This is a genomic window from Ignatzschineria cameli (assembly GCF_003121895.1).
Classification (GTDB): Bacteria; Pseudomonadota; Gammaproteobacteria; order Cardiobacteriales; family Wohlfahrtiimonadaceae; genus Ignatzschineria; species Ignatzschineria cameli.
Window position 1 is genome coordinate 361,355 of record NZ_QEWW01000001.1, and the last position, 13,872, is coordinate 375,226.

The 13,872-nt window shown below is 40.6% G+C and carries 14 protein-coding genes, 1 tRNA gene and 1 CRISPR repeat array (1 of these 16 running past the window's edge); of the genes, 6 read left to right on the plus strand and 9 right to left on the minus strand.

Annotated features, from left to right (window positions below):
• Nucleotides 1-1,244: a CRISPR direct-repeat array (repeat unit 28 nt; unit sequence GTTAACCGCCGCACAGGCGGCTTAGAAA) (it extends 2,984 nt beyond the left edge of the window).
• 219 nt (nt 1,245-1,463) lie between these two features.
• A complete protein-coding gene (locus DC077_RS01425; RefSeq protein WP_109200989.1) occupies nt 1,464-2,855 on the minus strand; it encodes an NAD-dependent succinate-semialdehyde dehydrogenase in 1,392 nt (463 codons plus the stop codon).
• 371 nt (nt 2,856-3,226) lie between these two features.
• Here DC077_RS01425 and DC077_RS01430 point away from each other — a divergent pair, with 371 nt between their 5' ends.
• Nucleotides 3,227-4,042: a class I SAM-dependent methyltransferase gene (locus tag DC077_RS01430; RefSeq protein WP_109217808.1), complete on the plus strand. Its 816-nt coding sequence runs from the start codon at nt 3,227-3,229 to the stop codon at nt 4,040-4,042.
• Between the two features lie 160 nt (nt 4,043-4,202).
• Here DC077_RS01430 and mtnN read toward each other — a convergent pair whose 3' ends face one another.
• A complete protein-coding gene (mtnN, locus tag DC077_RS01435) occupies nt 4,203-4,904 on the minus strand; it encodes a 5'-methylthioadenosine/S-adenosylhomocysteine nucleosidase (RefSeq protein ID WP_109200991.1) in 702 nt (233 codons plus the stop codon).
• 466 nt (nt 4,905-5,370) lie between these two features.
• Between mtnN and DC077_RS01440 the strand changes: the two genes are divergently transcribed.
• A complete protein-coding gene (locus DC077_RS01440) occupies nt 5,371-6,753 on the plus strand; it encodes an amino acid permease (RefSeq protein ID WP_109200992.1) in 1,383 nt (460 codons plus the stop codon).
• Between the two features lie 159 nt (nt 6,754-6,912).
• Nucleotides 6,913-7,089: a hypothetical protein gene (locus DC077_RS10805; RefSeq protein WP_157953463.1), complete on the plus strand. Its 177-nt coding sequence runs from the start codon at nt 6,913-6,915 to the stop codon at nt 7,087-7,089.
• A 110-nt stretch (nt 7,090-7,199) separates the two neighbouring features.
• Here DC077_RS10805 and DC077_RS01445 read toward each other — a convergent pair whose 3' ends face one another.
• The 3 genes from DC077_RS01445 to DC077_RS01455 all read right to left on the minus strand — a co-directional run bounded on the left by DC077_RS01445 (nt 7,200) and on the right by DC077_RS01455 (nt 9,007).
• A complete protein-coding gene (locus DC077_RS01445; RefSeq protein WP_109200993.1) occupies nt 7,200-7,820 on the minus strand; it encodes a DUF805 domain-containing protein in 621 nt (206 codons plus the stop codon).
• A 127-nt stretch (nt 7,821-7,947) separates the two neighbouring features.
• Nucleotides 7,948-8,286 (minus strand): hypothetical protein, encoded by a 339-nt coding sequence (locus tag DC077_RS01450; protein ID WP_109200994.1) that lies wholly within the window; start codon nt 8,284-8,286, stop codon nt 7,948-7,950.
• A gap of 52 nt (nt 8,287-8,338) precedes the next feature.
• Nucleotides 8,339-9,007, minus strand: coding sequence for a DsbA family oxidoreductase (locus DC077_RS01455; protein ID WP_109200995.1), 669 nt, complete (start codon nt 9,005-9,007; stop codon nt 8,339-8,341).
• Nucleotides 9,008-9,100: 93 nt separating this feature from the next.
• On the opposite strand from DC077_RS01455, the gene DC077_RS01460 reads away from it, so the two are divergent.
• Complete coding sequence (locus DC077_RS01460; RefSeq protein WP_109200996.1) at nt 9,101-9,547, plus strand: PaaI family thioesterase; 447 nt, start codon at nt 9,101-9,103, stop codon at nt 9,545-9,547.
• An 8-nt stretch (nt 9,548-9,555) separates the two neighbouring features.
• On the opposite strand, the gene DC077_RS10810 is transcribed toward DC077_RS01460, so the two are convergent.
• The 4 genes from DC077_RS10810 to DC077_RS01475 form a co-directional block, all read right to left on the minus strand.
• The gene (locus tag DC077_RS10810; RefSeq protein WP_157953464.1) at nt 9,556-9,702 is read right to left on the minus strand and encodes a hypothetical protein; all 147 of its coding nucleotides are present in this window, start codon (nt 9,700-9,702) and stop codon (nt 9,556-9,558) included.
• A gap of 393 nt (nt 9,703-10,095) precedes the next feature.
• The gene (rpsU, locus tag DC077_RS01465) at nt 10,096-10,311 is read right to left on the minus strand and encodes a 30S ribosomal protein S21 (protein WP_109200997.1); all 216 of its coding nucleotides are present in this window, start codon (nt 10,309-10,311) and stop codon (nt 10,096-10,098) included.
• Between the two features lie 145 nt (nt 10,312-10,456).
• On the minus strand, nt 10,457-11,755 hold the full coding sequence (gene tig, locus DC077_RS01470; protein ID WP_239990210.1) for a trigger factor: 1,299 nt from the start codon (nt 11,753-11,755) through the stop codon (nt 10,457-10,459).
• 113 nt (nt 11,756-11,868) lie between these two features.
• A tRNA-Leu gene (locus DC077_RS01475) sits at nt 11,869-11,952 on the minus strand.
• A 618-nt stretch (nt 11,953-12,570) separates the two neighbouring features.
• Here DC077_RS01475 and DC077_RS01480 point away from each other — a divergent pair.
• Together DC077_RS01480 and DC077_RS01485 are read left to right on the plus strand one after the other, a co-directional pair.
• Nucleotides 12,571-12,987, plus strand: a complete 417-nt coding sequence (locus DC077_RS01480; RefSeq protein WP_109200999.1) for a DUF4878 domain-containing protein — start codon at nt 12,571-12,573, stop codon at nt 12,985-12,987.
• 163 nt (nt 12,988-13,150) lie between these two features.
• Entirely contained in the window at nt 13,151-13,858 is a 708-nt protein-coding gene (locus tag DC077_RS01485; RefSeq protein ID WP_109201000.1) for a YiiX/YebB-like N1pC/P60 family cysteine hydrolase, read from the plus strand.
• Nucleotides 13,859-13,872: the final 14 nt, after the last annotated feature.

Below are 13,872 nucleotides of genomic sequence, written 5' to 3' on the forward strand. Positions count from 1 at the left end.
GGCATAGTTGTGGGCAGTTAACCGCCGCACAGGCGGCTTAGAAAAACGCTTGATGACTTGGTGTGTGGGTAATGCGGTTAACCGCCGCACAGGCGGCTTAGAAATTCGCCGTCAACCAATACAGATACCTGGCTACGTTAACCGCCGCACAGGCGGCTTAGAAAGTACGGGCTTAAATTTAGCCAATCATTTGAGCGTTAACCGCCGCACAGGCGGCTTAGAAATAATAGCAATCAATTCTTATCTCCTCTCGATCGTTAACCGCCGCACAGGCGGCTTAGAAAAACGCTTGATGACTTGGTGTGTGGGTAATGCGGTTAACCGCCGCACAGGCGGCTTAGAAATTCGCCGTCAACCAATATAGATACCTGGCTACGTTAACCGCCGCACAGGCGGCTTAGAAAATGTGAACCACAGCTCGCTGTCGGCCTTTCTGGTTAACCGCCGCACAGGCGGCTTAGAAAACCATTCATTAGATACAATCGTTACCGTATAAGTTAACCGCCGCACAGGCGGCTTAGAAATAACTAATATCGAGAAGATCGAAGGCGGTAGTGTTAACCGCCGCACAGGCGGCTTAGAAATCATCGAATGACTTAATAAAATCTATCCCATCGTTAACCGCCGCACAGGCGGCTTAGAAAAAACTTTCCTGAGCCGGCAACTCTCGGCGATAGTTAACCGCCGCACAGGCGGCTTAGAAAACGTACGCCGGCGCAACCGAGCGATGGCCGCCGTTAACCGCCGCACAGGCGGCTTAGAAACACGTATCACAAGAGAAGACATCTTCATTGCCGTTAACCGCCGCATAGGCGGCTTAGAAAAAAAGAAAGTTAAGAATTGATACAGCAGAATCGTTAACCGCCGCATAGGCGGCTTAGAAAAATCAGATCGGCAATTTAACCGCAGCGGTCAAGTTAACCGCCGCATAGGCGGCTTAGAAATTGATCACCTTCAATAAGCCCTTTCACCCAAGGTTAACCGCCGCACAGGCGGCTTAGAAATTGCGGATAAAACTTCCGCGGTTGTAGAAGAGGTTAACCGCCGCACAGGCGGCTTAGAAAATATTAGGGTCGGCTAACTTCAATATAAATTTGTTAACCGCCGCACAGGCGGCTTAGAAATATTATCTTTCTCACTACTAAAGAGTCTCCAAGTTAACCGCCGCACAGGCAGCTTAGAAAAATTCCTGATTCTGTAGCTGTAGAGCGTTGACGTTCGCTGCCGCACAGGCAGCTTAGAAATTTGGCGGGTAGGGCTTTTCGCCTTTCCCTTCGTTCGCTGTCGCACAGGCAGTTTAAAGTTTCGGCGGAAAAGGAGTCCGTCGATGCTTTGGTACAGTAGCATTTGGGGCAAGTAGATAGAAAAAAGGCCGTTAATATAACGGCCTTCTTTTTAGGTTTAATCTGATATTTTTTATCAGAGATCAAGTCTTAATCAGCAATTAAATGATTAATGCTTGATTAGAATGGAGCGTCGATATCGACAACATCAACGAGTTTGATATTAACGAACTCTTTAAGACCTAAGTCGATCAATTCACGACCATATCCTGAACGGCGGATACCACCGAATGGGAGATCTGCTTTAACCATGGTTGGGTGGTTAACAAATACCATTCCTGTTGAGATTTGGTTTGCAACACGACGGCCACGCTCATTATCTGAAGTGAATACTGATCCACCTAAACCAAATGGTGAGTCATTAGCAATGCGAATCGCATCAGCTTCATCTTCTGCTTTAATGATCATCGATACAGGACCGAAGAACTCTTGGTAGTATGCTGGGTTATCAGGCGTTACATTTGTTAGGATTGTTGGTTGAACGAAACAGCCTTGTTCTGGTACTTTCGGACCTACTTCAGTTGCAATCGCACCATGTTTTACTGCCTCTTCGATCTGTTTTAAAAGACCATCTTTTGCTCGTTGTGAAGAGAGAGGGGCAAGTTGTGTTGTAGGATCCATCGGATCGCCTGCTTTTAAAGCCGCAACGCCGGCAGTATACTTTTCTAAATACTCATCATAGATTTTTGCATCAAGAATCATACGTTTTGAAGAGACACAAACTTGGCCTGCATTCCAGTGACGACCAAATACACCCCAAGCAACAGTCTTATCGATATCAGCATCATCTAATACAACAAATGCATCTGCGCCACCTAATTCCATAATTGCTTTTTTAAGATGCTTACCCGCAACTTGTGCAACGGCAGAACCTGCAAATTCAGAACCTGTTAAAGCAACGCCACAAACACGTGGATCTGCTAATACAAGCTCAACATCTTCATGTTCAATAAAGAGGTTTTGGAAAACACCCGCTGGAAGACCGGCATCTTTCATCAATTGTTCAAATGCTAAGGCACATTGTGGAATATTTGATGCATGCTTAAGAATCAACGTATTACCCGCAGAGAGTTGTGGTGCAAGAATACGTGCAACTTGATAGAAGGGGAAGTTCCAAGGCTCGATAGCAAGAAGAACACCTAATGGCTCATAAACTAACTCAGCATCACCTTCTGCAGGATCCATAACAGGTAATTTACGTGGTTGTAATTGCTCTTCAGCATGACGGACATAATATTCTAAGATCTGTGCAGAGAGCTCAACTTCACCTTTTGCTTCTGCAAAGATTTTACCCATCTCAAGAGTGATCACTTTCGCATATTCATCAGCATTTTTACGAAGAAGATCAGCCGCTTTTTGAAGATAGCCAACACGCTCTGCAACAGGGAGCGTTTTCCACTGATGGAATGCTTGATCTGCTGTGCCAATTGCTGAAACAATCTCTTCACGTGTTGCACTTTCGAAAGTTTTAATCACTTCATTGGTATAAGGGTTTACAGTTTGAAATGCCATAATTAATGATTCCTAATAAATTTTGAATGTAAAATCATTATAGACCTCGTCTCTATGCAATGCACCCATTTTACCAATAGGAATGAATAACATTTGGACGGTTTTGAATCTTGATTTTTTATAACTTATTGATTCTATTCTTGTAAATAACACTTAAAGAGTTTGTAAAATGTTGATCAATTTCTACCCAAGCTGATTTAGCTCACAAATTTTTATCTTTTCATAAAGCTATCACCATCTGTTTTGCGCAAAAAATGTTAAATTTTGCAATTGCCATTTATGCTTATTGGTCTTTCTTAGGGCTATGTTAGGGTAGAGTATGTACTTAGATTGTTTGTATGAGATTTTTGATAGTAGGAGATAAGTGAAAGATGGATAAAGTGATGATGATTGATGAGATCGATTTTGGTGCACTCTATAGGCAGCATGCGAAAGCCTCTTTGCGTCGCCCTAAAACAGCTGAAGATTGGGATGCAAGGGCAGAGAAATTAGCCTTAGAAGGGGAGTGCAGTAATGAGGACTATCGTGAACAATTCCTAAATAAAATGACGCTTAAGGATATTAAGAGTGTTTTAGATGTTGGTTGTGGGAGTGGTACTATCGCCCTGGCTGTGGCGCCTTATGTTGAACGAGTCTACGCACTTGATCACAGTCCTAAGATGTTGGCGCTTTTAGAAGAGAAGGCGAAAAGTGCCGGCATCGACAATATTGAGACCATTCTTCTCTCTTGGGAGGATGATTGGGGTGATGTACCGATTTGTGATATTGCGCTCTCTTCTCGCTCCTCGATGGTCTCCGATTTAGAAGCGGCACTTGAAAAGCTCAATAGTAAGGCGAAAAGGGCTGTCTATATGACGATGACAATGCGTCAAGGATATCTCAATCGTGAATTGCTCGATCTTTTAGAGCGGGAGTATATCGGCTTTCCGACCTATATCTATGCGCTTAATATTCTCTATCAGCAAGGGTATTCTGTTTCTGTCGATTTTATTACGGCAGATCATCACCGGCTGCGGCAAGCGCCTTCATTAATGGAATTTATCGAAGCGGTCAATCATACTTTAGGGCCACTCTCACCGCTAGAGCGAATCCGAGTTGAGGACTATTATCTTGCAAATGAACATCGTTTGTTGCAACTCTACTATGATATCCGCCCCTGGGCCTTTCTCCATTGGGAGCGCAGTTAATCGATTGTCGGAATAGATCGAGCTGATCAGCATTTTTTATTTTATGCTTCTCTCTTTACATCTCTTTATATCTCTTCATATCTCTCTTTCTTTTTACTTGCATTTGGGCTTGGTGCTTGTTGGTTACGGTTTAAGCCTTCAAGCCCTTTAGCAACGAATTTTAAGCTTCAGTCGGGAGCTTATCTAACACTTTAAGAACAATTTGACTTGAGTTTTTTGCAGCAAGATCGAGATATTCAACAAAACTCATCGGCATCTCTTTATCGGGAAGATCAGAGAGGGCACGCATTACGATAAATGGTGTTTGATAGAGGTGAGCAACTTGTGCGATAGCTGCCGCTTCCATCTCAACAGCTAAAACATTAGGGAAGATCGCCTTGATCTGTGCGACCTGCTTCTGATCGGCAATAAAGGCATCACCGGTCGCAATAAGCCCTATTTTTGAGTTGATATCGAGCTCTGTAAGAGCATCTTCTACCAATGCGATAAGCTTAGGATCGGAGGGAAAAGTTTTAGGTAGATCGGGGAGTACCGCTGGCTCTAAGCCAATAGGGGAGAGATCCACATCATGATGGCCACTCTCACTTGAGATAATAATATCTCCAATCTCCATGCCGGAAATTAAGCCACCTGCAGAACCGATATTGATAATGAGCGAAGGTTTATAATGTTCATGGAGCAGAGTCGTTGCCATCGCTGCTTGTACTTTGCCAACGCCGGAACGAAGAAGAACAACTTGATGACCTTGTAATTCTCCTTGAATAAACTCAACACCGGCAATTATCTGCTTCTGAGGGTTGTTGATCATACTCGCTAAAAGGGAGACTTCCTGCGCCATCGCACCAATAATACCGATCATCATTTATTTTTTATCCTCTATCTACACTGTTATCTGTCGCTGATATTTCTTTCAACATTATTTTTAACATCATTTTTGACACTACTTTTAATACTATATTTGATATCGAACGACACCTGTTAATAATACTTTTATTCTATTGCTTGTTATCTAATTACGCATTATTCAATGCGTATTATCCAATTAATTATCCAATGAGCTTGAAGAGACTTTTATACTTCTTTTTCGTAGAAAGTACTACTCTATCTCTCAATATAGGTTATTTACACGATAAAATCTTATCAAAGCGAGAGAGAATTTAAAGAGCCGATAGCTGATGCTTTAATCTAAGCAGATCAATCATCTCGATGCCGGGAAGAAGCTTATACCCCGCTGGGGTAAAGTTGATATACTACCTTAGATTTCGCCCCATTTTTGATTTAGGAGATGGTGGCACTTAACATTGAGCATCGATTTAAGAGAGAAGGTCATGAGCCAAGTAGCAGGAAAGGAAGAGATAAAGTTAAAACGGGGGCTAAAGAATCGTCATATTCAGATGATCGCTTTAGGGGGTGCAATTGGAACGGGGTTATTTTATGGCTCGGCAGAATCGATTGCACTAGTAGGGCCGGCAATTCTATTGGCCTATCTATTGGGTGGATTTATTATCTATCTTATTATGACGATGATGGGCGAGATGTCGACTCATGAGCCTGTCGCCGGCGCATTTAGCCACTTTTCTTATAAATATTGGGGCGAATTTCCCGGATTCTTAGCTGGTTGGAACTATTGGTTTCTCTATATATTGGTCAGTATGGCGGAGCTTTCGGTAATCGGAATCTATATTCAAGTCTGGTTTCCCGATATTCCACTTTGGGTCTCTTCATTGACGGTTTTGATCATTATCACAATTATTAATCTCTTTTCGATCCGTATCTATGGGGAGTTTGAGTTTTGGTTTGCTTTAGTGAAAGTATTGGCCATTATCTTACTAATTGCGTTAGGGGCTTATCTGATTCTTACCGGCACTGATGGCGCTTCTATTGCGAATCTCTGGCAACATGGAGGATTCTTCCCTTATGGTATTAAAGAGTTTCTCCTCTCCTTAGTGATTGTAATGTTCTCATTTGGAGGAACGGAGCTTATCGGTATTACTGCCGGAGAAGCGGATGATCCTAAAAAATCGATTCCTAAAGCGATTAAGCAGGTGATCTGGCGTATTCTTCTCTTCTATATCTTATCGATTGCAGTGTTGATGATTCTTCATCCGTGGAATGAGATCGGTACTGATGGAAGCCCCTTCGTGATTATCTTCAAAGAGATGGGTTTTGGGATTGTTAATACTCCATTAGGGGAGATCAATATTCCGGCAACATTCTTCAATATTGTGGTATTGTCGGCGGCGATCTCAGTCTATAACAGTGGTATCTATAGTAACGGGCGGATGCTCTTCGGTTTAGCAGAGCAGGGCAATGCCCCTAAATTATTTATGAAGCTCAATCGTAACTCTGCTCCCGTTGTTGCGATCCTCTTCTCTTCGCTTTGTACCTTAATCGCGGTAGTGATCAACTTTTTAGTGCCGGAAGGGGCATTTATGCGCATTATGTCTTTAGCGGTTGCAGCGGCGACAATCACTTGGGGTTTGATCGTTATTGTGCAATATAAGTTTAGAAAGCAAGTCGATGAGAAGAGCTTAACCTTTAAAGTTCCGTTCTATCCCATTAGTAATTTTATAGCATTAGCCTTTTTAGCATTGCTCTTAGTGATGATGACGCAATCGGGAAATATGGTCTACGCCGTGATTGTTATACCGATCTGGATTATCGTGCTCTATATCGGTTTTAGAGTGAAAAAGCGTTTAGAGAAGCATTAGGATCAATAAGTATTATGGCAGTATTATGGCTATTGATTGAGGTCATTTGATAATCAGAATTACAAAATAGTCTATAGCGAAGCTGATATTTTAAGAGATTATTCTCTTGAGATATCAGCTTTTTTATTTCAGAAGGATTAACCGTTCAGGTAGCGATACTTGCCGGCATGTAACTTTTGGAAGAACGCAGTGGTGATCTCCGGCAACTCATTAACCTTTGTTGTTTTAACAAATAAGAATGATTATGGAAGGGCGAGAATCGACCATTTCGCTCTTTTCACCGGTGCATGCCCGCTATTTGCTGCTTTCAGCGCCAAGGAGATCCTCGTTATTTGAAGCTAATGGTCAGTGTCAGCGATAAAGAATCGCTTCTGCCGGCGCGATATTGTTGGAAGTTCGCGATGGTAAGATCCGGCAGCGTTCAGCTTCTATTTTTTAATGATCTATTAAACAGCGGCATAGAGGAAAGTAATAGTGATCGTTTGTAGCGTAATATATTGGTAGAGGAAGTAGCTTCCGACAGTTACAAAGATCAAGAGAAGAATCAAGCCGTAAGGCTTTCCCCGAGGAATTGGCATGCCATAACGATTGGCAACGGAGCTTCCCGGCATAATGAAGGGGAAGAGGCGAATTAGTAGCGCTAAAGAGATCAGCATAAAGAAGAGTGTGTAGTAGAACGTCTTCTCTAATGTCATCGGCATCATAATAATGATCAATTCTAAGGAATAGGGAAAGATAAAGAGTAGCGTCGCCCACCAACCGGAGAGATTGATATCATGCAGACGCATTACAACGGCACGAATATTGAGGAGAATAACCGCCCCAATAAAGCCGGCATGAAAGATAATTCGCCCTAATGTTTGTGTCATATCGATCGATTTATCCGCTGATTCCGTCAGTGAAAAGATCCCCTGTTCAATCACAAAGTAGTAGAAACAGTAGATAATAATCGCCAAAACGAGATAGGTTGCAAAACGGTTTGCGAACTCGAGTCGCCCAATTCTACCAGTGAAATTGATTGCAAAATAAGCAGGTGCCTTCTGCATCTTTTCATGGGATTTACTCATAGATCTCCCTCTACCTTCTATTAGTGTCGATATTATAAAGTAGAAAACCGAGATAATAATTTCTCGGCTTCTATTTTATGGTTAGTTCTTGAGATTTTGCATCTCTTGCTAATTGAATCTACAGAACCTATTTTTTCTTCTCTTGATCGGCAGTGTCAGCAAATGTGAGATCTTTACCTCTAAAGACACGGATAATCACACCTTTGAAGACCCAGATATTAATTAGACCTAAAAGAAGAAGGATTGTGATAACGGAGTACGCAAAGTAGAGTTCCGACATATCTTTAATCGATGCGAGTAACCCTGTTTTAAAGTGAAGCACAACAAGAGCGACAACGGCAACAACATAAGTGAGGAGAAAGAGTGACATCCATAGTTTTTTAACACCCTCTTTGGTTAAGAGGAAGAGCGAAACTATGTAACAGATAATGAGAAGCGCTAATAAACCGATTAAAACTATTTCCATGGTATAACTCCTTATAAGAGGGTTGCTGTATTAGATCGATATCGATTTTTACTTAAGCATCTAAAGGTTGATTCTTCTTATCATTGAGATATTGCACAATAAATTCATGAAAATCCTCCACTTTTTGTGCGCCTTGAATTGCAATCTCATTATCGATTACAAAGAAGGGAACACTCTGAATATTGATACGGTGGGCGATCTTTTCATCATCACGTACTGCATTAACATAGGTTTCATCATCTAATGCTTGTTTGACATCGCTAATATTGAGCTTCAATTTATCGGCAATCTCAATCAATGCTACCATATCACTTAGGTTAACGCCCTCTTCAAAGTAAGCTTTAAAGAGAAGGTCAGCACAAGCTTTAATCTTACTAGGAGCTTGATTGGCGACATAGTGGAGGAACTGATGAGCTAAAAATGTACTAGTAGGGATGATCTTATCATTGTTGATCGTAAGGCCGACAGTTGCCGCCATGCCTGCTGTATTGATCGTCATCTCTTTCGCTTTTTCAACAGTTGTCTGATAGCGCTCAGCTAAAACTTCCGCTAAAGATTCCTCTGTATAGAGCGGAGCATCTGGCGCAAGTTCAAAGCTGCGATATTGAATTTTGATCTGAGCCATCTCTTCTTCGCTAAGCTGCATAATGGCTTGTTCTAAATTGTGTTTTCCGATGTAACAAAATGGGCATGAAAAATCAGACCAAATTTGGATATTCATACGAGACCTTTCCTTGATCGACAAAAAATGAGAATATAAACTTCTTGTTATTATAACAAACAAGTATCAAACAAGCAGATAAAAGGAGTAAATATGACTGGGGAAAGAACCGTAGAGAGTGTTAATGGCTATCAAGGTAAAAATCTATTGAAGACGCTTGGCATCGAGATGGTCGAGCTTAGTGAAAAGTATGCAGAGGCGAAGATGCCGGTAACTGAAGCGCTTCAACAGACGATGGGGTATCTTCATGGTGGCGCGACAATTGCTCTGGCAGAGACTGTCGGGGGGATTGGCTCTTTTGCAATATTGCCCCTTGATGAGGCATGTGTAGGGATGCAGATTAGTGCAAGTCATCTCTCTTCGGCAAGTATTGGTGATACGGTGGTTGCTAAAGCGGATCTCCTCCATAAAGGAGGTAGAAGTCATGTATGGGATGTTAATATCTACTCAGAGAAGAGTGGGAAGTTAATCTCTACAATCAAAGTGACCAACGCAATTGTGCCGATCCAGAAAGCAAGGCCCAAAAAAGAGCTCCCTTAAAAGCTCTCTTAAATAGAGTATCCAACGCCGATGCGACCATAGAGATGGGGGCCGGCATCATTTCTTCCTTGAACCGATGCGCTCCCACCACTTGCGGCGCAACCACTTAAGATCAGTAGGGTAATGGTGGTTAATAAAAAAAGACGTTTAATCATTTTATTCTTGCTCTTTTAATAAAGACTTCGGTATAGGGGCAGGGTATAGGAATACATATAGAGTTAAAATATAGGGATTAATATTATAACTAATCCTGTACTCTCATCATGTTATCCTATCATTATGTAATGCTACCATTACACTAAAATGTGAACACTAAATAAAAATAAATTTTCGTTTTTTATTTTGTATTTTTCATTTTAAATTTTATAACTACTTCTCTTATCATCTCTTATCGAAATAGTTATATCTTATATATAACATACCCTGATATATAACCATATAAATATATATAACCATATAAAAAACCCTAGATAAGAATATCTAGGGTTTTATCGTTACTTGATAATGTACTGCTTTAAAGATAAATCTTGAAACCAGTACTTATCCGATTAGTAGTAACGGATTCTACGGTTAGATTCGCGCATTATACGTTTGTAATGGCGTTTCTGAGCCGCAGCCTTCTTACGCTTTCTTTCAGCGGTCGGTTTTTCATAGTACTCACGTGCACGCACCTCAGATACGATACCTGCTTTTTCGCAAGCACGTCTAAAACGACGCATAGCAACGTCAAATGGTTCATTCTCACGAATTTTGACGGAAGGCATTGAACATCACCTCAATTAATAATAGGTTAAAATAAATTGTTCTTATACGAAATGTATTAAGAACACCAATTCACTAGTATAACCCCAACGACCGATAATATCAATGATGATCTCAATAGATGGGGCTATTTCATGAATGCGTTACTTATCTTTGAGCTTGGTTCATAAGCTCATCGAAAGTTTTCTTCTCAGTAACAACTGCCGCTTTTTCAGCTAAAAGATCAACCACTTGATCTTCTAATGCGATATTGCGGATATTTTGCATACTGTTTTGATCTTTTTTGAAGTGCTCAATCACTTCTGCTGGATCTTCATAAGTTGAAGCGATAAGGTCTAAACGCTTATCAACATAGCTCTCATCCGGCGTGATTTTGTTATCTTCAATAAATTTGCTAACAAGAAGGCTCAAACGAACTTTTTGCTCCGCCTGTTTTGAGAAGATCTGTGTAATCAATTCCATTAATTGATTTGCTTCTTCTTGGCTACGTGGCTGTGGGAAGTTTGATTGTTGCGCCATTGCTTGTGCTTCTGAGACAACCATTACTTGTGGAACTTCTAACTCATGGTTTTTCTCAAGTGATTCTAAAACAGAAGCTTTGAAGCGGTTATGGATAACGTTATTTAATTCACGCTCCATATTTTTACGCAATTCTGAACGAAGTTTTTCAACATCACCGTCAGCAATACCGAAACGCTCTGCAAATGTTGCATCAATTTCTGGTAATTCACCAACTTCAACGCTATTTACCGTGATATCAAACTCAGCTTCTTTACCTGCAAGATGATCTGCTTGGTAATCTTCAGGGAAGGTGACCTTAATCGTTTTAGTTTCACCTTTTTTCATACCAACGATCTGATCTTCAAAACCAGGAATCATGCTGTTAGAGCCTAAGATTAATGGAGTGTTGTCAGCTTTACCGCCTTCAAACTCTTCACCATCAACGCGACCTACAAAGTTGATGTTAACGCGATCTTCAACTTTTGCTGCTTCATCGCTCTCTTTCCAAGTTTGGCTCTGCTTTTGAAGTGTTTTGAGCATATTTTCAAGATCAGCATCTGTTACTTCAGCTTCAAACTTAACTGCTTCGAGCTTGTCAAGGTTGTCTAGCTTAACTTCGGGCATCACTTCAAACTCAGCAGTGAAAGAGTATTTATTCTCTTCTGATGGGCGATCAATCACAGGTTGACCTGCTGGCTCTAGTTTAAGTTCAGTAATGGTTGCTTGATACTTTTTACCAATCGCTTCGCCGATTACTTCATTTTCAACTTCAGCGCCATGCATATTACGCACAACTTTAACTGGCACTTTACCAGGGCGGAATCCATCAACGCGAACGCGACGTGCTAACTCTTTAAGACGTGATTCGATATCTTTCTCAACTTGCTCTGCATCAAGCTCAATAACGACGCGGCGTTTGAGGCCTTCTAATGTTTCTACTGACATAATTATATACCCGATTCTAAGATTGAATTCTAAAATTGAAAATATAAAAAAAGGTGCTCATTTAAGCACCTTCTTCAACTTATTAAGGTGATCTCTATCACCATAACTCAATATGGTGCGAGCGGAGAGACTCGAACTCTCACGGATGAACCACTAGATCCTAAGTCTAGCGCGTATACCAATTTCGCCACGCTCGCATAAGCCGTTAATTATACATTGTCTTTATTGCTTGTCAAGACATTTTGAATTGCCTATTTGGCGCTCTGTCGCTGCTTGAGCATGCAATGAACTATGAGGAAAGATGATAATCTATTTTCGTAAAAAAACAAGTATTTTTGTTGCTGAAAAGTTGATCATTCATCTGCCGAGATAGTGAAACACCGTATTTGGAGGTTTTTAGATTTTCATAAAGAATTGAGTGAAGGACCCATAAAGGATTCTATAAAGATCTAAAGCGTTCTATAAAAAATTTGATAAAGAAGTCTTAGAAAGAATCTCAAGAAAGGATCTTAAGAAAGGATCTTAAGAGGGCATCATAAAAATGGGCGAATATGAAAGCGATTCTTAATAACTTGATAGTATTGATCTTTATCATTTTTAGCGAATCTGTCTGTTTTTGCTTATTATATTGACAATCTAAATTTTAAAGATCAGGTTATAATCAAAAATTAGTATGATATTTGCCCAATTAAACCCCATTGTAGATAATCCCATTGAAATGATTATTTTCTAAATGATCATTGCTCAAGTGGTTAATTCTCAAATGGTCAAGTTCCAAGTGATCAATTCCCTTTAAATGATAAGGAATAAAATTTATGAAAAAATTGAAGTATTTTTTTACAGCATTAATTGTTGCACTCATTGTAACGGCTTGTACAGCGGATAAGGATTCTCCAGAGGGCGCTGTTCGCCAATTTGTAGAGATGTTTGCAACAGGTGATGCCTCTAATTGGACAAATATTGTCTATATTCCTGATGAAGCCAATACACCAGAAGAGGCTTTGGGCAAGGCAGTCGTTCAAGAGAAATTATCATTACTTGCTGAAGAAGGGAAAAACTATTATGACTCACAAGGGGGCTTGAAAGATATCACCTTCAATAATGTGGAATATAATAAAGATAAGACAGAAGCGACAGTGCTTTTCCAGGTTCATTATAAAAATGGAACAAGTGAAGATCCAGAAGAGATTGAGACAATGAAAGGAAAAGAGGGCTGGAGAGTGAAGTTTTAACTTTCGAGTTGCCATTTTCAGTTAGGAGCTGAAGTAGAAATATAGGTAGAAACTCAAATAGAGATTTAGAGAAAAAGAACGTTAAGGCGTTCTTTTTTTATAACATTACTCATCATCAACATCATCAACATCATCAACATCATTGAAACGATTAAGGCGATAGATGCGCTTGAAGAAGCTATATTTAAGATTAAAATTAATTCTCGTAACGCTCTTGATCTCTATAGGTTTGCTGATAGGCGTAATCACTATTTTGGAGATCGATCTCAATCCTTTTAAGGATAGAGATCATTATGAGCCTTGGAATTCAATCTATCAGGATCGATTAGCGGTTGGGGATATTATTTTTCGAACTGCTTATGGTAAAGAGAGTCGTTTTGTTCAATGGGTCAGTGGTGGTGAATTCTCCCATATAGCACTTATCACCGCTACAACGCCTGAGATTATTGTGACCCATGCAACGACCAATGATGAAGCAACGCTTCCTAATCAAGTCTTAGCGACACCTATAGAGAAGTTTCTCTCTCCTACCTTTGCAAAATCATATCTAATAGCGCGACCCGAGTTTCTTCCTGAATCGGAGCGCTCTCTCTTTGCAGAGATGGTCGCAGAGCAGGTTGGAGAGCCCTATCTTTTAAAGGGGCGTGATGAGGTTAATCTCTACTGTACAACTCTTTTAGAGATTCCGTTACAAAAGTTAGCCCCAGACTTAACCGCTCAGTTGAGTTGGCGTGCTCTATCATTACCCGGCGTTGCCGGTGAATACCTCTTTCCAGATACCTTTCTTTCGTTACCTAATATGTTACCCCTCCTTGTAGATGACAACTGGGTAGAGTCGGTCATATCCGCTGATGGGGATGATCAGGATTAGAAGAGTAGATCAAG

What these genes read in the sequence shown, in the direction of transcription:
- DC077_RS01425 (WP_109200989.1), bottom strand. Translation starts at nt 2,855, where the DNA reads ATGGCATTTCAAACTGTAAACCCTTATACCAATGAAGTGATTAAAACT.
- DC077_RS01430 (WP_109217808.1), top strand. Translation starts at nt 3,227, where the DNA reads ATGGATAAAGTGATGATGATTGATGAGATCGATTTTGGTGCACTCTAT.
- mtnN (WP_109200991.1), bottom strand. Translation starts at nt 4,904, where the DNA reads ATGATGATCGGTATTATTGGTGCGATGGCGCAGGAAGTCTCCCTTTTA.
- DC077_RS01440 (WP_109200992.1), top strand. Translation starts at nt 5,371, where the DNA reads ATGAGCCAAGTAGCAGGAAAGGAAGAGATAAAGTTAAAACGGGGGCTA.
- DC077_RS01445 (WP_109200993.1), bottom strand. Translation starts at nt 7,820, where the DNA reads ATGAGTAAATCCCATGAAAAGATGCAGAAGGCACCTGCTTATTTTGCA.
- DC077_RS01450 (WP_109200994.1), bottom strand. Translation starts at nt 8,286, where the DNA reads ATGGAAATAGTTTTAATCGGTTTATTAGCGCTTCTCATTATCTGTTAC.
- DC077_RS01455 (WP_109200995.1), bottom strand. Translation starts at nt 9,007, where the DNA reads ATGAATATCCAAATTTGGTCTGATTTTTCATGCCCATTTTGTTACATC.
- DC077_RS01460 (WP_109200996.1), top strand. Translation starts at nt 9,101, where the DNA reads ATGACTGGGGAAAGAACCGTAGAGAGTGTTAATGGCTATCAAGGTAAA.
- DC077_RS10810 (WP_157953464.1), bottom strand. Translation starts at nt 9,702, where the DNA reads ATGATTAAACGTCTTTTTTTATTAACCACCATTACCCTACTGATCTTA.
- rpsU (WP_109200997.1), bottom strand. Translation starts at nt 10,311, where the DNA reads ATGCCTTCCGTCAAAATTCGTGAGAATGAACCATTTGACGTTGCTATG.
- tig (WP_239990210.1), bottom strand. Translation starts at nt 11,755, where the DNA reads ATGTCAGTAGAAACATTAGAAGGCCTCAAACGCCGCGTCGTTATTGAG.
- DC077_RS01480 (WP_109200999.1), top strand. Translation starts at nt 12,571, where the DNA reads ATGAAAAAATTGAAGTATTTTTTTACAGCATTAATTGTTGCACTCATT.
- DC077_RS01485 (WP_109201000.1), top strand. Translation starts at nt 13,151, where the DNA reads ATGCGCTTGAAGAAGCTATATTTAAGATTAAAATTAATTCTCGTAACG.